The sequence below is a fragment of the Chloroflexota bacterium genome, from assembly GCA_009840355.1.
In the GTDB taxonomy this organism is placed as follows: domain Bacteria; phylum Chloroflexota; class Dehalococcoidia; order Lucifugimonadales; family JADFKI01; genus Bin90.
Map to the genome: position 1 here is coordinate 12,870 of VXNZ01000021.1, position 17,807 is coordinate 30,676.

The window sequence follows — 17,807 nt, forward strand, 5'->3', positions numbered from 1 at the left end:
TCTAAAGTCGGAAACAGGTTTGCAGGCAACGATTTCAGATTCCTAACTGCGTTCGGAATGACAAGAACAGCGCGGAATGACAACATTAAGGATTTATGAAATCGTCTCAAGTAATACTTCAACCCCTTAAAACGCTATAATGAAATGGTTATAATGTCTGGATAGACTGCTTTTGTAGCCGAGGATATTCGGTATGACAGAGTCAAGACTTCAGCGTAGCATCCTCATCGTGGATGATGAGTGGGACTCCAAAGTCGTGCGCAGCGTCCGCAAGCGCTTGGACGAGGAGGGCTGGCGCACTAATGTCGTCGTGCCATTCGACTTTATCGTGTCAGGTGACGACTTCGAGGCGGAAGCGCTCTACGCCATTGAAGAAGACCGACCGGACGGCGTCGTTCTGGACGTGCGTTTCGGCGAGCACGGCTCGGATAGGTTCAAGGGCTTGGCTATCTTGCAGAAGATAGTTGAGCATCACCCGCAATTGCCGGTGCTGATGTTCACGCAGTATTGGAAGGGGCCCGACAGGGAAATCGCTGTACGCGGCACGCTGAAGTGGGACGCGCAGGTGGACTTCATCGACAAGTTTGCAAGCCCGGAAGAGGTCGTCATGAGGCTGCGCCGTCTGATGGGCACGACGCCGGACACGATACGCATAGGCGACCGTATTTCCATCGACAACGCGAACGAGGTTGTGTATGTGCACGACGAGGACAGCGCCACGCCGGTAACGGAGCTACATGGCTTGCGCTTCGACATCCTGCAGGAACTCGCATCGACTTGGTATAGCAGCCCCGGTGAAGTCGTGCCGTTCGCCAAACTGATGCGATACACCGAAGGCGAAGATCCGCGCGCGTCTATCCGCGTGCGCATCCGCGAAATCAAGGTCGCTATCGGCAACGCGATGGGCGTGCGCTTCGGCGCGAGCGACCTCATCATCAATGTACGCGACAGGGGCTATCGCCTCGCGCCGCCCGAATGACATGCTGCGCCACATCCCAGCACTAGCAATAGCGAAGTTCACGGGGCTTCTGATTCTCGCCGCAGCAATCGCGTGCTTCGTGCTCGCCCCCATCATCGGCGAAGCGTTGTTCGCCAGCATATGGGGCGTGGAGCCGCTCACCTACGTCGGGGCGGCACTGCTCGCGCTCGGTTTGGCGGTCCTTCTGTTCGCCTTCGCACTGCCTCAGGCGTTGCGCCGCCCAAGCGAACAGTCCCAGCGCGACATGCAAGACTGGGGCAGCGTCACGCAACAGTACTTCGAGCTGTTCGACCACGATCTAGGCAGACCGCTCCGCCGCATACTGGGCAAGGAACGCGAGTTGCGAGCATACCTACGCGCAGCCGAGAACGGCGCGAACGGTCATATCGACATTGAGGAGGTAACCGAGCTGCTGGACGAGATAGAGATGCAAGCGCCCAATTTCCGCCTGATGATGTCCAACATCCGCGTTCTCATCCAGCTGGAAGCGCCCAACGCTTCGCTCGAGCCGCAGCCGGTCGAGGTGCCGGAAGTCGTGCGCCGCATCATAGACCGCTACAATCTCGTCGCAGGCGAGGCGAACAAGAGCATAAGTTGGTGGGCAGAGCCGCCCGAATTCGGCATCGTGTACTCGGACAGCGCGGCAATCGAGCATATCGTTACGAACCTCGTGGACAACGCCGTTCGATTCGCCGATTCGCAAGTCCATGTCTGGCTGACGCGAGAGGATGACCGCTTCAGCATCCATGTCTGGGACGACGGCGAAGGCGTGTCGGCACACTACCGCCCGCATGTATTCGATCGCGGCTGGACGCCCGCGGTCGCGCGCCGTGAGGAGAAGACAAGCTCCGGATTGGGGCTGTACATCGCGTACACGCTGTCTATCGGCTACGGTGGCGACTTGACCATCGAAAGCGATACATCTTCGGGGTCCGACGACCATACGACTTTCGTGCTGACCCTGCCATCTCATCAGCCTGCGTCCGTGAGTGCGACTGCCGGAGAGATTTCTTGAAGCCGACAGGTCGTACAGTTCACGCAATCGTCGCGCTGATGCTGCTCGCGCTCGCGCTGTTGGCGCTGTCCGCGTGCATAACGCCCGTGCCGAGAATCGCGCCGACGCCCGTACCTACGATAACACCAACGCCGCAGCCAACAGCAACACCGGCTCCTACACCCACGCCACCACCCACCAGCACGCCGCTGCCGACAGCCACGCCGACGCCCGTCATCGAAGGCTTGCTGGACTTGCAGGGACCTGAGGACAACACGGCGGTGCGCGCGGACAGCGTTGTCGTACACGGCTACGCGCGTCCGGACGCCGCCGTACAGGTCAACCGCGAGCCGGTCGAAGTTGACGAAGGCGGCAGGTTCAGGCAGATGATAGATTTGTCGCCCGGCTTCAACACCATCACGGTCGATGCGAAAACGCCGGACGGCGCGACTGAGAGCGCCAGCGTATCGGTCATATCGCTGATATTGCCGCCGCAGCCGTTCTTCCTGATAGTTACGCAACCGGAAGACCAGAGCTTCGTAACGCACCCAACCATCCCGCTTATCGGCCGCACGACGGCAGGCACAGTCATAACAGTCAAGGGCGTGGCGGTACCGGTGGACATATCCGGCGTATTCTCCACCACCATAACGCTAGAACCGGGACCTAACCTAATCGAAGTACAGGGCATCAGCGCCGACGGCGAAGAACTAAACGCGCTGGTAGCGGTAATATACAGGGAGCAGTAGGCGGGCATTTTGTCCCTATCCTGTCAAATTAGCCCCGTAGTCATTCAGAAACCACCGGCTGCCGTGGCGGGCGATTTCATAAATGCAATTTATACCTGTCATTTGCAATTTACTCTTGTCATTTCGAGCGAGGCGAGAAATCTAAAGTCGGAAACAGGTTTGCATGCAACGATTTCAGATTCCTCACTGCGTTCGGAATGACATGGGAGTAGGTTCGGAATGACAAAAACAGCGCGGAATGACAACATTAGGGATTTGTGAATTCGTCTCAGCACAACCGCGCTAACTCAGACTATCAATTGTATGCTATACTGGTATTTAGGTGTTTTTCATGGTCGCAGCGTGTGCGCTGCGTTTGCTTGTAGATGGCATTGGTTGGTACGCAAATGGCATTAGAGGGCAGCGTCACGCAAGATGACGGTATTTCGCATAAAGCGAAGGGGCGATCCAGCGTCCGTCTGCGACTCGAAGCGCGCGAGCGATACCTGTCCCCGTTTGCGGCGCAGTCCAGCCAATCAGCCGGACGCGCCATCCCCGAGCCTCCATCCGATGTCCGCACCGAATACCAGCGCGACCGAGACCGCATCCTCCACTGCAAGGCGTTCCGCAGGCTCAAGCATAAGACGCAAGTCTTCATCGCGCCATTGGGCGACCACTATGTTACCCGCCTTACCCACACTCTTGAAGTCAGCCAGATTGCGCGCACCATTGCGCGCGCGCTCAATCTCAACGAAGACCTCGCCGAAGCGATAGGGCTTGGGCACGACCTTGGGCACACACCGTTTGGGCATATCGGTGAAGACGAGCTGGACAAGCTTCTGCCCGGTGGCTTCCGACACAACCAGCAAAGTCTTAACATCGTGGAGCGTGTAGAACGAGACGGGCACGGGCTTAACCTTACGCACGAAGTCCGACAAGGCATTCTCAGGCATTCCAAGCCGCGCGGCGATTTTATAGCGGCGCTCGACGAAGACCTCACGCTCGAAGCGCAAGTCGTGCGAATCTCCGATGCCGTTGCCTATCTCAACCACGATCTCGCCGACGCTTTCCGCGCAGGCATCATTTCTCCCGCCGACCTTCCCGCATCCGTAGCCGCCACACTCGGCAAGCACCACTCCCAGCGCATCGACACCGTCGTATGCGACATCATCGAACATTCTTGGGACGCCACGGGGATGTCATGCGACTCAACTATAGACGACGACGCATACGACAGTGGCACAGATGCGGACGCCGTTGATAGAAATGCCGCAATTGCCAGTGTAAATGGATCGCTGCCCAAGCACGCGGAGAGCATTACTTCCCCAAACCCCAATAGACCAGCCATCACCATGGGCGAAGAAGTGCGCGGCGCGTTTATGGAACTGCGCGAGTTTATGTTCAACACGGTGTATCTGCCCACTGACGACACGCCGGAGGGCTATGCCGCGCGGCGTATCGTGCGCTTTTTGCACGGCTATTTCAGCGAACTCAATCACAAAATCCCGCCGGAATACGCACAGCGCAGCCGCTCGCCGGAAGAAGCGGTTGTGGACTATGTGTCCGGCATGACCGACAACTACGCCATACGGCTCGCCGAGAAGCTGTCGCCCGGCATCGCCAAGACATTCTCCGAAAGATTGCTATAATGAACGACATCAGCCCTGCCGACCGTGTCCGCCTGCGAACTGCGCAGCTGCACATCAAGCGAATCCGCGAACATCTCGAAGCCATGCAGCGAGACGCGCACGGCGTGGAATATGCGCCGTGGAAGAGCGAGGTTGACAATATCTGGAGGGTGACGTTCGAGAACATAAACGAGATGAGCGAAACGCCGCAGCAAAGCGCCTTGGAATTGATACGCGAACCGTGGATGATGTACCTATCGCACTACGCCGCCATCGGCACCGAATAGCAGACATCCTACCCGTCCTGCACACTCCTATACGCGCAAAGTCATCGCAGCCCGTCATAGCAGAAAGAGAAAACCTTGAACCAGAACTCCGCCGCAACCGAAATGGAAGCCGACCTGAATCAGGCGCGTCGCACCGCGGTCATGGCACACAATGTCGTCATCCGCCTGCGCGAACTCGGCTTGCCCGACTCTCTGGACGCCGAACTCGCCAGCGTCAGCACCGACCTCGGCGATCTATGGGGTGCCCAGAAGGAGTTCACCGACCATCTGCACAATATGCTCAAGACCTCCCACGACTGGGAATCTGTCGGCGATTCTTTCGTGGACATGCGCGCGGCAATTGAACATATGGCGTGGCATCTCCAAAGCATCCGCGAGCCGCTGACCAGGCTCGCCGAATACGCCTACTCCCAGTCTCACGACCCTGCGGCTGACAGCCCGCCGCCGCCCGGAGAACATTGCTGCGCTGCCGAACTGGATGAAATTCTGGATTCTGCCACCACAGGAACCACGAGTTGAGATGCGCGAGTAGCGAATAAGCTGACCGAAAGAGTGAAAGACATGACCAACCAATCGGAAGACCAAAACCATGACAGTTGTTGACGACATACGCGCCCGATTGGACATCGTTGATGTGGTGTCCGGCTATGTCACGCTGCAGAAGGCGGGCCGAAACTTCAAGGCGCCCTGCCCGTTTCATGCCGAGAGGACGCCGTCTTTCGTGGTCAATCCGGAGAGGCAGAGTTGGCATTGCTTTGGGGCGTGCTCCACAGGGGGAGACGCCTTTTCGTTTGTTATGCGGCATCAGAATGTCGAGTTTCCTGAGGCATTGCGCATCCTCGCGCAGCGCGCAGGCGTCGAACTCTCGCCGAATAGCAAGCAGGAGAACGACCATCGCAGCAAACTCCACCGCGTCAACCAGCTCGCGACAACATGGTATCAGGAACGGTTACGCGCTCCTGAAGGCGCGGCGGCGATGGAATATCTGAAGCGACGCGGCGTCAACGCGCAGATGATCGATGCCTTCCAACTCGGCTACTCGCCCGACAGCTGGGACGGGCTGAAGAATTACTTGAACGGCTTTGGAGTACCGGAGCAGTTCGCCGTCGAATCAGGACTTATCTACCGCAATGACGAATCGGGAAGGGCATGGGACTTTTTCCGCGACAGGCTGATGTTCCCGATTCACGACAGGCAGGGCAAAGTCAGCGGCTTTGGCGGACGCCAGCTCAGCGAGCCGCCGCCGGACGCGCCCGGCTACAATCCGAAATACATCAATACTTCCAGCACGCCCATATTCGACAAACGCAGCATGCTCTACGGCATCCACCGCGCGAAGGACGCGATCCGCGAGTCCAACACCGGCATCGTCGTCGAAGGCTATATGGATGTCATCGCCGCCCACCAGCACGGCTATCACAATGTCGTCGCGTCTATGGGTACCGCGCTCACGGAAAATCAGGTCGCTCAGCTGAAATCGCTGGCGACCAATTTTGTGCTCGCGCTAGACCCGGACAACGCCGGGCAGGAAGCAACACTGCGCAGTCTCGAATCGTCGTGGCAGGTGATAGGCGTGCAGTCCGCGTCGCGTGGCAGGTCGCACAGCGTCATGCAGCAGCGCGAAGCCATCACCCTGAGCATAGCCGCGTTGCCTGAAGGCAAAGACCCGGACGAGCTGATCCGCCATGATCCCGCAGAGTGGGAGCGCCTGACAACTGAAGCGCCGCCGCTGATGAGTTACCTCATACCGGCGATTGCGGCACGCTTCGACACCGGCACAGGGCAGGGCAAGAGTCAAGTCGTCGAGGCGATATACCCGCTCATCGCGGCAACGCAGAACCCGTTTGACCAGCAGCGCTATATGCAAGATCTCGCGGACACGCTCGGCATCACGCTTGACGCGCTGAAAGCCGGTCTGCCGCGAACGATGCAGGCAAGCGCCCGTCAGCAGCGCCGCCAATACGACGCACAATCCGCACAGCCCGCACGATCGTCAAGTCAGCAGCAAATCACTGCATCTGCGTTAGACAGCAACCGCGAGAACACCCGCGAAGACTATATGCTAGGCTTGCTGCTGAACTTCCCGCAGCTGCGCGAATATCTGGACGAATTCTCGTCCGAGTACCTCAGCAGCAGCGCGAACCGCGAGATATTCGCGCGATGGCAGTTGTGCGCGGACATCGTCGAACTGCAGGACGCGCTGGACGACACGCTGCTGGCGCACATGCAGTCGCTGCTGGCAGCGGACATCGCGCCTTCCGACGGCCCTCGTTCCGAACGCGCGCGAGACGCATTGCGCCAGTGTCTGCAAAGTCTTAAGCGGCGGCACCTGCTCGAACTTCAGCAGACGCTGCTAGCCACCATCGACAACGCGACACCGCCACCGCGCGAACTCGCGGCGCAAATCACCAGCCTGAACGAGGGCATACGGGCGACCGAAATACGATGACACCGGATTATTAAGCGGAAAATTTAGTCAAGAGCGGGTGAACACGGACAGACGAAATCCAATAGGCAAGACTAACGGAAACAAATATGCGCTCGCCTCGTATTCCCTGGGGTGGGGAGGCAGCGGCCCGATGTGCCACTGTAAGGGCTGGGATGAGTTATCCCGGATGCATAGCGGGCCGGAAGCATAACGGTGCGGCGGCGAGCGCAACGGCGGCAACGGAACGAAACCTTTTTGAAGCGATTGGGGGCGATAAGTATATGAACGCGAACTTGGACGGCGACGGCATTGACGATATGGTGATGGGCATACCACAAGGCGTATCGACCGGAGACCTCATCCAGACTAGCAAATCGCGGGAAGACGGATACCGGATGGGAGAGCCTGAGATTATCCTATCCGGACGCAACGGCGCATCTGACCGCAACGGCGCGAGCTACGACGACGATGAAGAGAAGGAATCCGACGAGCCGGACATTGACAGCGAGTGGGTCAAGAAGCTGGAAAACGTTGACATCATCGACGATCCGGTTCGCATGTATCTACGCGAAATCGGCAGGGTCGGCTTGCTCAAAGCCGCCGATGAGCGCAAGCTCGCCCGCGAAATGGAAGAGTGGAAGCACATCGAGAAGGTCGAAGCGGAACTGCAATCCCTTCTCAGCAGGCGTCCCCGCGCTTGGCAGACCATCCACCAGTTCATGATAAACGTCGCCGCATCCGAACCACTTCTCGGCGCGTTCTGCCGCTACTATAATCTCCCCAAGCCCTCAACCCTCTACCAGATGCTCACCGACGAAGCACTGACCGAATGTCTCGACGGCGAATTGGGCGAGGAAATGCTCAACTTCATCGCCGAAATCCTCAACCGCGAACCGGACGATGTCAAAGAGGAAATTCGTGAACTTTCGTTGAACAGCCGCCTGCTACCAGACGAGATTCACGACATTTTCGAGGTCTCGCCGACCATAAGCCAGCTCAGTACGCTGGGCGAAACGCCGGGCTATTACAAGCAAATCGAGACATACGAACTCGCCTTCACGCGGCATATCAGCCGCACAAAGGTCGCCGGCAGGCGCGCGCAACGCCACCTAGCCGAGGCAAATCTGCGCCTTGTGGTCAGCGTCGCCAAGAAGTACATCGGCAGGGGCATGTCGCTGCTGGACCTAATTCAGGAAGGCAACATCGGCCTTATACGCGCGGTCGAAAAGTTCGACTATCGCAAGGGTTACAAGTTCAGCACTTATGCGACATGGTGGATTCGACAGGCGATAACGCGCGCGATCGCGGACCAGGCGCGCACCATCCGCATACCCGTGCACATGGTCGAGACCATCAACAAGCTGCTGCGCGTCAGCCGCCGCCTCGTGCAGGAATACGGCCGAGAGCCGACCAGCGAAGAGATTGGCTCCGGCATGGATGTTACGCCCGAGCGAGTGCGCGAAATCCTGAAAATCTCGCAAGAGCCTGTATCGCTCGAAACGCCAATCGGCGAGGAAGAGGACAGCCATCTCGGCGACTTCATCGAAGACCGCAGCGCGCTCGCGCCGGCGGAAGCGGCGTCATATCAGCTTCTCAAAGAGCAGGTCGATGATGTGCTGCAAACGCTGGGCGAGCGCGAGGCGCGCGTGCTGCAACTGCGATTCGGCTTAGAAGACGGCCGCAGCCGCACGCTAGAAGAAGTCGGCAGAGATTTCGGCGTTACCCGCGAGCGCATCCGTCAGATTGAGGCGAAGGCGCTGCGGAAGTTGCGGCATCCGAACAGGTCGAAGAAGCTGCGGGACTTCCTTGAGTAGGCCTTCTATCCAGCCCCTGCATACAGACTTATGAATAAGTCAATCTAATGGATATTCCCGCAACCCAGTCCCTTCAGATTAGGATGGGGGAACGAATATCCACGATAAGAAGAGTGCGAATGACAACCCTAACACAACCTAAGCCAGCGCCACAGCCGGACGCAGCACGCACAACGCCCACAGTCGCGGTGGTGCATACGACACCTGAGACTGTGCTAGACGACATCGGCGCAGCGATGCGGCTCGCGGGCTACGAGCGGGCACTGCCCAAAGACTACGCCACGCTGCTGAAAATCAATATATCTTGGCAGCACTACTACCCGGCTTGCTCCACGGCACCTTGGCAGTTGGACGGCGCAATACGCGCGCTGAGAGCCGATGGATACGACCGCCTGATTCCGGCGCACAACGGCACGGTGGTCGTGGACGCGAAAGAAGGCGCGGTCAGGAACAAGCACAAGACCGTCGAGCGGCTGCACGACTTGGACGCGCTGTATCTCGAAGACGCGAACTGGGTCGATTTTCAGCCGCAGGATAGAATGCTCGCGCTCGACCGCATCTATCCGAACGGCTTTCAGATTCCGGCGGACTTCATCGGCAAGAACGTGCTGCACCTGCCCACGATGAAGACGCATGTGTTCACGACCATTACCGGAGCGATGAAGAACGCATTCGGCGGGCTGCTGAACCACAATCGCCACTGGACGCACTCCGCTATTCACGAGACGCTGGTTGACCTGCTGCAGATACAGAGGCAGATTCACCCGGGCATTTTCGCCGTGACCGACGGCACATTCGCCGGCGACGGCCCTGGTCCCAGAGCGATGCGGTGGCACGCGAAGAATGTGATACTCGCGAGCGCGGATCAGGTCGCTATCGACGCCGTTTCCGCCAAGATGATGGGCTTTGATCCACTCGGCATTGAGTTCATACGGCTGGCGCACGAAAAAGGGCTGGGATGCGGCGATATGCGCGAGATCGAGATCGTGGGCGCGGACATATCGAGCGTGGACTGGGGATTCAGCAGCGGCGAAAACACGCTCTTCAGCAGCGGCCAGAAGTCGGTCTATTGGGGACCGTTCAAGCCTCTGGAGAACGCCATAGCGCGCTCGCCGCTCGTCAACCTAGCCATCGCCGCCTCCAACCTGTACCACAACGGCTACTGGCTGCCCCTAATCGGCAAAAAGCGAGTTGAAGCCGCGATGCGGACGGAGTGGGGCAGGCTGTTCCAGAGTTACTAGCGCGCAGGCGTTGAACGCGAGTCCGTCTGAGGCGCGAACTGCGTGTACGGCGAATATGTCGGCGGCATTCGATGCTCTATACCGGCGTCGGCGGGAATGCCGCTTGGCATGCCAGAGCCGCTAGGCGGCGGGCAGCGAAACGTCCTATCGAACAGCGCGCTTCCGGTCTGTCCGTTCCAGTATGCCAGGTTCAAGTCAACTATCGTCAGCCATTCATAGTTAGTGCAAGCCGCACCCTCCATCTCAATGATGAACAAGCCGTTCGTCCCGACCACGTCGATATGCCCGAATGGGTTAGGCTTGAGCTGATGCCCCGTCGCCGTAACGATGCCGGTGATTCCTAGATTCGGCAGCACGGCGACACCGGAGGTGTCGGTAGTCAGCGTGAACTCCGGCGTAGCGTCCAAGATATGCCCTTCCGGCTGTAGTTCATACTGATAGAAGCGCAGGGACACATCAGGCGTCGGGCTGCCGTCCGAATCCAGCACCCTGACGGATGTGGTTTGCGGCGTGTCGTACAGGTATTCGCCATAGAAGCCGCGCCTATGGCCCGTGTTGCTACGCAAACCGCCGGCAGTGTGCGCGCCGACTATTTGATCAGGGGAACCTGACATGATGTCACCAATTCCCTTGGGAAACTCATAACAGATCCATTCATGGGTCCAGTAATCTTCGCCACATCCAGCCTTGTAGCCGGGTCTATTGGCGTCCCTAAGCAAGATGTTTTGTGGTCCTGGGCGCATTTGATAGAGGTCAATAGTACCGAGTTGATGCAGCAGTTCGTGGAGCAATCCCCAATCGATTTCCGGACGGTTCTGATAACCGTCAAGAGTGAAGAACGAACCTTCGTTATCGATAGTACCCCACCAGCCGTCCATGTAACGGCGCAAGTTATGGCTGGAGGCTAAGTTGCGATCTTCCGATATATGGAAAAGTTCAGCCCGAACACGCTCATCAAGACCCGCTTCGGCTAACAGCTCATTCAGGCGAGATACGTTACCGTGTATCCAATGCTCTGGCGACTGGATCGCCTGACCGGGTTCATTGGATAATCTGAGAGATTCGTAGGCAACGGGAGTGAAGTAAAACCCCAGAGTGTACCCCTTTATCCAGTCAACAAGCGTGTTGTTGTTTTCCAGCAACTCAAGAACGCTGTCATCAGGGTCTATCTCGAATGTAACGGTCGGGTTGCTTCCACTGCCTGGCCACCGCATCGAGAGCGGGATTTCGGCACTTCCGCCCGTCTCCAGCCCTTCATGCCGTCCCGTGGATACAACTATCTCGCCCAACAGCCAACGATAATTGAACGGACCCGACGCCGTATCGCCAAAGTTCCATATATGCGCCCTCAGGTCAACCGTTTCGCCTGCATCCGGCCATCGTTTCACATTGTCCTGCTCAGGACATACTATCGGACCTCTAGGTTCGTCGAATGGATACGGACATTCATACTGGTTTGCGAAGTAAGTAACCATGTAACTTGGGTAGCGTGGTAGCCGCTCTATGTAAGTAACTCCTAAGTCAATTCCACCGTCAAACACGGGCCTGTGAGACCATCCATAGTTGTCGGAGCAATTGATGCCTACGACCGTAGCAATTGATTGCAGCCATTCCTGAAACTCGGTACTGTCCGGAGCGCACAGACCGGAGTTGCTATCGAAGCGAAACTCTATAAGTTGATTAAAAGATGTCAGGCTTTCCGGCAGTTCTCCCATCAACTGATTGGCATGAAGAATTAGGTGCTTGAGATTTACGAGGTTGCCTAGTTCATCCGGTACCTTCCCCGTCAACTGATTGCTTCCCACGCTAAGCCAGGTCAAATTGACCATGTCGCCCATCTCTACTGGTATCGCGCCTGTCAATTTATTATCCCCAAAATCCAGTGCCTCTAGATCTGTCAGATTGCCCAACTCCGGAGGTATTTCGCCGGACAGACTGTTATTGTTCAGCCACAATTCTCGCAAATCGCGCAGATTACCCAACTCGGACGGCAATTGCCCCATCAGATTATTCCATCCAATCCTCAATTCGGTAGCGCGCCCTTCGCTGTTCGTTCGCACACCGTACCATTGGTTCAGCGGCGCGTCGGTCAGCCAGTTCGTGTTGGCGCGCCAGTCGTCGCCGTTCGTGGCGTTGTAGAGCGCGACCAGCGCGGCGCGGTCGGCATCGGCAGAAGGCAGCGGCGTAGGATCCGGGGGCGTTGGCGGCGCATCTATGCCGCTCACCGTCAGCGTGAATCTGCCTCCTGCGTCCGAATCGTAGGTCGTCGCTTCTATCGTGTATTCCCCGGTTTGCAGCGGAACCTCGATGCGTGAGTTCGAGTCGCCGGCGGCATAGTCTATGTCGTCGTTCGAGTGCAGCGCATTTCCGCCGGCGCCCGCCCCGTTCAGCACATACAAGTATGTGTCGGTTTCCGATTCCAGCGTTATCGTTACATCCGAGCGTTCGACTAGGCGAAAAGTATAGTATCGCGCGTAGTAGTCGCCACCTCTCGGTCTTTTGTCGTCTGCAGGTCTGTTGTCGGATAGGCAGGCGTCAGTCCACACGCCGCTGATAGTGCCGTCTGCGCTCAGTGTTTCGACGCAGTCATCTACCACCGGAGGCTCGTCGCATGTATCACCCGTGAAGTTGGGGACGGTCAGCGTCCAGTCCTGAAATTCGGCGTCGTCCGGTGCGCAAAGCCCGGCGTTATCGTGAAAATGCAGAGTCTGCAAATACCGCAAGTTGGTCAGGCTCTGCGGCAACTGACCCGACAATGAATTGTCGTTCAGTATCAGGGAGTTCAGATAGGTGAGATTTCCCAACTCCGGCGGGACGGGCCCGGTCAGTTGGTTGAATTCCAACTCCAGATATACCAGACTGCCGAGAAGACTCAGTTCGGACGGAATCTCACCCGTAAGGTAGTTATGACTCAGAAACAAGCCTTTCGGGTTATGGATTTCCGTTAGCTCGGACGGAATGCCGCCGGTGAGCTCGTTCCCTTCAAGCCATAACGAATTCAGGTTGGCAAGCCTGCCCAACTCAGGCGGTATTTCACCGCTAATCCGGTTGTATCCCAACGCCAGTTCTCGCAGGTGGCTGAGATTCCCCAACTCGGGCGGTATTTCGCCGCTAATCCGGTTGTTCCCCAACACCAGATATTGCAGGTGGCTGAGATTCCCCAACTCAGGCGGTATCGTACCCACGAGTTCGTTGTGCCCAAGCGATAATACGACAACCCGCCCGTCTGCATCCACATGCACGCCATGCCACTCGCGCAGCGGCCTGTCGCTCAGCCAGTTCTCATTGTTGTGCCAGTCGTCGCCGTTAGTGGCGTAGTAGAGCGCGACCAGCACCTCAAAGTCCAAGAGGTTTGCGCCGGGCGGCACGGGTATCCCCGGGTCGTCGGCCGTGAATTCCAGCGTGAGCATGAAGAGTTCTCCGATACCCGCAGCCGGATCATAGGTCGTCGCCTCTATCGTGTACACGCCGGCATCAAGCGTCGCTTCTATGCGCGAGTTCAGATTTCCCCTATCGATGTCGTCATTCTTGCGCAGCGCCTCACCGTCCTTGCCTGCGCCGCTTAGCAGATACAAATATGTGTCCGTTGACGATTCCAGCGTTATCACCACCTCCGTTGTGCGGCTCAGGCTGAAGGGATGGTAGCGAGCGTAGTAGTCGCCATCGCTGGGTCTGTCCGCATCGACAGGTCTGTTCCCGGAGAGACATCCATCATTCCACTTTCCCTCGATGGTCGAGCCGGCAAGCAAGAATGGAATGGGATACACAGGATCGACGCAGTCATCTACGTAATGCGCGGGTGGCGCATACGTGTCGGGCTGCGCGCCGGCAGTCCCGCCGTTCGCCTGCGCGAACAGCGCGCCCACGACCGCAAGGACGATTACGACCAGACGAACTGACGTACCGGAACACCGCTTAACTGGCAAACTTATCTCTACTTGTTGAACAGCGCAGCTATCCTCTCTCCGACCACATGCTCTTCGCCTTCGTTTAGGCCGAAGGTGTGAATGGTGATGCAGTCTTCCCAGTCTCGGACGCGCGTCCATATCGGCGGGTCGCCTGCCTTTAGCTTGTCCACGACTTCCTGCACGGTCATGCCGGTTACGGCTGGGTCAACGCGCAGGTCTAGTCCGAACGGCTGATGGCCGATGATGTTGTCCAGCATCACCGCACTCACGCCGTCGATGCCTTGCAGAGCGTCGATTATGGTCTGCGTCCTGCTCTCGGTGATGGCGAGACGCTCTTCGTGGTTCATTGTCATCCAGCGGCGCGTGGCGGCGACCGCGCCAATCATCTCCTGGCGGTCAATCTTCTGCGGCCTGCCCACGCCGCGCACTCGCCTGCCCTCGTAAGAGGCGAATGCCTGATAGCTGAGTTTGCGAATCATGTCCTCAGTGCCGAGCGCAAGCCCGACAGACTGCGGCGCGCCCATGTACTTTGCCGCGATGCACTGGAAGTCGGCGCCCATCCGCACATATTTGCCGAAGTTTTCCAGCGGGTATATCTGCCCCGCCGCGTCCACGGTTACCGGCACGCCGTGCGCGTGCGCTATCTCGATGGTGTCTTCCAAAGACAACGCCTGCGGGTCCGGCGACTGCTCGACGGCATAGTAATGCACGCCCGCAGTGTTGGGTCCAATGGCGTTCTCCAAATCTTCGCGCGTCGTCTGCTCATCAGAGCCGAAGTCCACAAGTTTCGCGCCGGCGAGTTCAAGACAGCGGTCGTACCAGTAGTGCTGCATATATCGCTGCCGCCGCTGGATGAGGATTTCGTTCTTCATGCCGGTGGTGTCGGGCAGCTGCTGAATCTTGTCGTCGTCGTCGCCCGCCATCAGCGCAGCCGTGGCGAGCGTGAGCGCGGAGCCCGCGCCCGATGTGATGTACGCGGCTGGCACATCCACCATGTCGGCAATCGCCTGTCCCGCGCGCTCCTGCAAGTCCATCAGCGGGATGTATGCTGCATCCGCCTTGTCCATCGCCTCGCGCACTTCCGGCGCGGGCGTTGAGCCGCCCAGCATCGTAACGCTGCCAATGGCGTTGATTATCGGCGTTGCGCCCAGTTCCTTGTAAATCTCTGCCCAGTTGGAATCTGCCATTTTATCCTCTCCTATATACATTTCCTACAATCTTGCGCTCTCAAATACGCCGGATACATCGATTTCTAAGTCTGGCAGCAGCGGCGACTTCACAACATCGCCCTCGCCGTACACTACCGCAGGAAGAAATTCCCCGCCTTGCGCGACATGGACTTCTATCGTTCTCGCGACTATATCGGCTATCCAATACTCGCGCACGCCGTGCCCTGCATACAGTTCTCGCTTCACTGTGCGGTCATGCCGCGTGGTTGACGGCGACAAGACCTCGACCACCAGATCGGGGGCGCCTTGGATGCACTTTCCCCATTTGATTATGCTCAATCGCGCGTTGGAAATGAACATCATGTCCGGCTGAAGCACGACATCGTCAGCGAGCAGAACATCCTGAGGCGACATAATGACCCTTCCTAGGTTGTGCCTCGTGATGAACTCTTCAAATACTTTGGTGAAGTAATACAGAAAAATCTGATGCTCTGGGATAGGCGTTGGCGCCATGCAAAGCTCCCCGTTTATGAGTTCGTACCGTTCGTCGGACTCCGGCAGGTCGAAGTAGTCTTGGGCGGTCAAGCGTGTCTGCGTCTTTGAAACCATCGCACTCCTCCTAGCTCATATTCTGGAATCCGCCGTTGTTGTCGTATTCGCGGGTGCTGTACACGCCGAGGTCTCGTCCCTGGTGCACATGGATGATAACTTCCTGCCGCACGATGCCTGCGGAATCCAGCAGTTCGCTGTCCAAAATGTCGATGAGTTCGTGGACGTCTTCGCCGGTCAGGCTTTCATCGACACTCAATGTGCCGTGTACAATCACATCGGCAAAGTGCACATCCAGCCTGCCGACGTTTCTGTTGCCTTCGATCACCGTGTAGCATTCCGAGAACGGTGTGCGGCACTCGCGTACGAAGTCATAATCTGCCACTGTTATCCCCTACCTTGCCTACCTTGAACGTCTGCCCTTGCACTCATATCGGATGCTGCTTTTATTGGATATTCAACGATTTGCTCATCGGTCAAATGGGTGGCGTTGTAATTCATTGTCCCCATCCTAGCCATTCTCTTGCGGGGAAGAGACTATTGCGAACGGGGCTAGATAACTATCCTCGGATATGTCCGCTGCCCAGCACTGTCCATTTGTACGATGTCAGTTCTTTCAGACCCATTGGTCCTCGAGCGTGCATTTTGTCAGTGCTGATGGCGACTTCTGCGCCTAACCCGAACTGCCCGCCGTCGTTGAAGCGCGTGGATGCGTTCACGAATACCGCGCCGGCGTCCACTTCGTCTAGGAAGCGCATTGCGGCTGCGTAGTCGTCGGTTACGATTGCCTCGGAATGGCCGGAGCCGTACATCTCGATGTGCTCCAGCGCCTCGTCCAGCGAGTCCACCACGCGCACACCTGCCGTCAGCGACAGATGCTCCGTGCTCCAATCTTCTTCGGTAACATGCACCGCGCGCAAACCGGCGGACGACCCGAGCAGGCTGAGCGCGCGCGTGTCGCAGCGCATCTCGACGCCGGCATCTTCCCAACGCTTCGCAAGCGCGGGCAGGAACGACTGCGCCTGCGCCGAGTGCACCAACACGGTGTCCAGCGCATTGCACACAGAGGGGCGCGATACTTTGGCGTTGTTCACGATGTCCAACGCCATGTCTATGTCTGCTTGGCAGTCAACGTATGTGTGGCACACGCCGACGCCGCCGGTTATCGCCGGAATCGTCGCCTCTGACGCCACGCGGTTGATGAGCGCCTGACTGCCGCGCGGAATGAGCAAGTCAATGATGCCCTTCGCCGTAAGCATCTGCCCGACGACGGCACGGTCGGTCGTCTCCATCACTTGCACCGCGTCGTCCGGAATTCCTGCATCCGCTATTGAATCCTTGACCAGCGACGCGAGCGCGGTGTTGGAGTTTATGGCGTCGCTGCCGCCGCGCAGGATGATGGCGTTGCCCGACTTCAAGCACAGGGAGCTGATGTCGATGGTTACATTCGGCCGGCTCTCGTAGATCGCGCCGATGACGCCTAGCGGCACGCGCCGCTTGCCAACGCTCATACCGTTCGGCACATTGCGCATGTCGATCATCTCGCCAATCGGGTCAGGCAGCGCGGCGACGCCTCGCACATCGTTCGCCAAGCCTTCCAAGCGGTCAGGCGTGAGCAGCAAACGGTCAAGGAAATAGTCCTCCAGCCCGCGAGCCTTGCCATTGGCGATGTCTAGTTCGTTGGCGGCTAGTATCTCTTCTTCGCGCGCCTTCAAGCCGTTGGCTACATTGTGCAGCGCGGCGTTTTTCACTTCCGTGCTGATGGTCGCCAGCCTGCGCGCCGCCTTGCGAGCCACTAGTCCCTTGACTTCGAGTTCATCGCTCGCCGTGCCGGATGTTCGTTCGATTGTCGCTGTACTCTGCATCGGAAAACTCCGCATTCCAAAGGTTTGTGCTTATATTTGATTCAATTGTTCTTTCTGCTAGGCTTTGTGGGCATTTTGACGATGTCTCTAATTTGCTTGTCATTTCGAGCGAAAGCGAGAAATCTAAAGTCGAAAATAGGCTGATATACAATGACCCCTGCCTTCGCAGGGACATGCTTTAGATTCCTCACTGCGTTCGACATGATAAGCGTATCTG

The 17,807-nt window shown here is 57.8% G+C and carries 12 protein-coding genes and 3 pseudogenes; 10 read left to right on the forward strand and 5 right to left on the reverse strand.

Annotation, left to right across the window (positions count from 1 at the left end; translation table 11 throughout):
* Nucleotides 1–193: 193 nt before the first annotated feature.
* The 10 genes and pseudogenes from F4X57_05370 (at nucleotide 194) to F4X57_05415 (ending at nucleotide 10,099) form a co-directional block, all read left to right on the forward strand.
* Complete coding sequence (locus F4X57_05370) at nucleotides 194–979, forward strand: response regulator transcription factor (protein ID MYC06585.1); 786 nt, start codon at nucleotides 194–196, stop codon at nucleotides 977–979.
* The gene (locus F4X57_05375) at nucleotides 939–1,994 is read left to right on the forward strand and encodes a HAMP domain-containing histidine kinase (protein ID MYC06586.1); all 1,056 of its coding nucleotides are present in this window, start codon (nucleotides 939–941) and stop codon (nucleotides 1,992–1,994) included. The genes F4X57_05370 and F4X57_05375 overlap by 41 nt, the downstream gene beginning before the upstream one ends.
* A gap of 101 nt (nucleotides 1,995–2,095) precedes the next feature.
* Nucleotides 2,096–2,206, forward strand: a pseudogene (locus F4X57_05380) (energy transducer TonB).
* Nucleotides 2,207–3,093: 887 nt separating this feature from the next.
* Nucleotides 3,094–4,350 (forward strand): deoxyguanosinetriphosphate triphosphohydrolase, encoded by a 1,257-nt coding sequence (locus F4X57_05385; GenBank protein MYC06587.1) that lies wholly within the window; start codon nucleotides 3,094–3,096, stop codon nucleotides 4,348–4,350.
* Nucleotides 4,350–4,616, forward strand: coding sequence for a hypothetical protein (locus F4X57_05390; protein ID MYC06588.1), 267 nt, complete (start codon nucleotides 4,350–4,352; stop codon nucleotides 4,614–4,616). The genes F4X57_05385 and F4X57_05390 overlap by 1 nt, the downstream gene beginning before the upstream one ends.
* A gap of 75 nt (nucleotides 4,617–4,691) precedes the next feature.
* Complete coding sequence (locus F4X57_05395; GenBank protein MYC06589.1) at nucleotides 4,692–5,135, forward strand: hypothetical protein; 444 nt, start codon at nucleotides 4,692–4,694, stop codon at nucleotides 5,133–5,135.
* 70 nt (nucleotides 5,136–5,205) lie between these two features.
* Nucleotides 5,206–7,065, forward strand: coding sequence for a DNA primase (locus F4X57_05400; GenBank protein ID MYC06590.1), 1,860 nt, complete (start codon nucleotides 5,206–5,208; stop codon nucleotides 7,063–7,065).
* A 260-nt stretch (nucleotides 7,066–7,325) separates the two neighbouring features.
* Nucleotides 7,326–7,679: pseudogene (locus tag F4X57_05405) on the forward strand (hypothetical protein).
* A gap of 462 nt (nucleotides 7,680–8,141) precedes the next feature.
* Nucleotides 8,142–8,858 (forward strand): annotated as a pseudogene (gene rpoD, locus F4X57_05410) (RNA polymerase sigma factor RpoD).
* A gap of 119 nt (nucleotides 8,859–8,977) precedes the next feature.
* The gene (locus tag F4X57_05415) at nucleotides 8,978–10,099 is read left to right on the forward strand and encodes a DUF362 domain-containing protein (protein MYC06591.1); all 1,122 of its coding nucleotides are present in this window, start codon (nucleotides 8,978–8,980) and stop codon (nucleotides 10,097–10,099) included.
* Here F4X57_05415 and F4X57_05420 read toward each other — a convergent pair.
* The 5 genes from F4X57_05420 to F4X57_05440 all read right to left on the reverse strand — a co-directional run bounded on the left by F4X57_05420 (nucleotide 10,096) and on the right by F4X57_05440 (nucleotide 17,590).
* Nucleotides 10,096–14,145 carry a hypothetical protein gene (locus tag F4X57_05420; GenBank protein MYC06592.1) on the reverse strand — a complete coding sequence of 1,350 codons (4,050 nt, stop codon included), beginning with the start codon at nucleotides 14,143–14,145 and terminating at the stop codon, nucleotides 10,096–10,098. The genes F4X57_05415 and F4X57_05420 overlap by 4 nt on opposite strands.
* A complete protein-coding gene (locus F4X57_05425; protein ID MYC06593.1) occupies nucleotides 14,034–15,194 on the reverse strand; it encodes an aminotransferase class V-fold PLP-dependent enzyme in 1,161 nt (386 codons plus the stop codon). Before F4X57_05425 ends, F4X57_05420 begins: the two co-directional genes overlap by 112 nt.
* A 24-nt stretch (nucleotides 15,195–15,218) precedes the next feature.
* Nucleotides 15,219–15,785, reverse strand: a complete 567-nt coding sequence (locus F4X57_05430; GenBank protein ID MYC06594.1) for a Uma2 family endonuclease — start codon at nucleotides 15,783–15,785, stop codon at nucleotides 15,219–15,221.
* A 10-nt stretch (nucleotides 15,786–15,795) separates the two neighbouring features.
* Complete coding sequence (locus F4X57_05435; GenBank protein ID MYC06595.1) at nucleotides 15,796–16,110, reverse strand: hypothetical protein; 315 nt, start codon at nucleotides 16,108–16,110, stop codon at nucleotides 15,796–15,798.
* Nucleotides 16,111–16,285: 175 nt separating this feature from the next.
* Entirely contained in the window at nucleotides 16,286–17,590 is a 1,305-nt protein-coding gene (locus tag F4X57_05440; protein MYC06596.1) for a glutamate-5-semialdehyde dehydrogenase, read from the reverse strand.
* Nucleotides 17,591–17,807: the final 217 nt, after the last annotated feature.

What these genes read in the sequence shown, in the direction of transcription:
- F4X57_05425 (MYC06593.1), bottom strand. Translation starts at nt 15,194, where the DNA reads ATGGCAGATTCCAACTGGGCAGAGATTTACAAGGAACTGGGCGCAACG.
- F4X57_05420 (MYC06592.1), bottom strand. Translation starts at nt 14,145, where the DNA reads ATGGACGCGCGTCCGAGACTGGGAAGACTGCATCACCATTCACACCTT.
- F4X57_05400 (MYC06590.1), top strand. Translation starts at nt 5,206, where the DNA reads ATGACAGTTGTTGACGACATACGCGCCCGATTGGACATCGTTGATGTG.
- F4X57_05430 (MYC06594.1), bottom strand. Translation starts at nt 15,785, where the DNA reads ATGGTTTCAAAGACGCAGACACGCTTGACCGCCCAAGACTACTTCGAC.
- F4X57_05440 (MYC06596.1), bottom strand. Translation starts at nt 17,590, where the DNA reads ATGCAGAGTACAGCGACAATCGAACGAACATCCGGCACGGCGAGCGAT.
- F4X57_05415 (MYC06591.1), top strand. Translation starts at nt 8,978, where the DNA reads ATGACAACCCTAACACAACCTAAGCCAGCGCCACAGCCGGACGCAGCA.
- F4X57_05390 (MYC06588.1), top strand. Translation starts at nt 4,350, where the DNA reads ATGAACGACATCAGCCCTGCCGACCGTGTCCGCCTGCGAACTGCGCAG.
- F4X57_05370 (MYC06585.1), top strand. Translation starts at nt 194, where the DNA reads ATGACAGAGTCAAGACTTCAGCGTAGCATCCTCATCGTGGATGATGAG.
- F4X57_05375 (MYC06586.1), top strand. Translation starts at nt 939, where the DNA reads ATGTACGCGACAGGGGCTATCGCCTCGCGCCGCCCGAATGACATGCTG.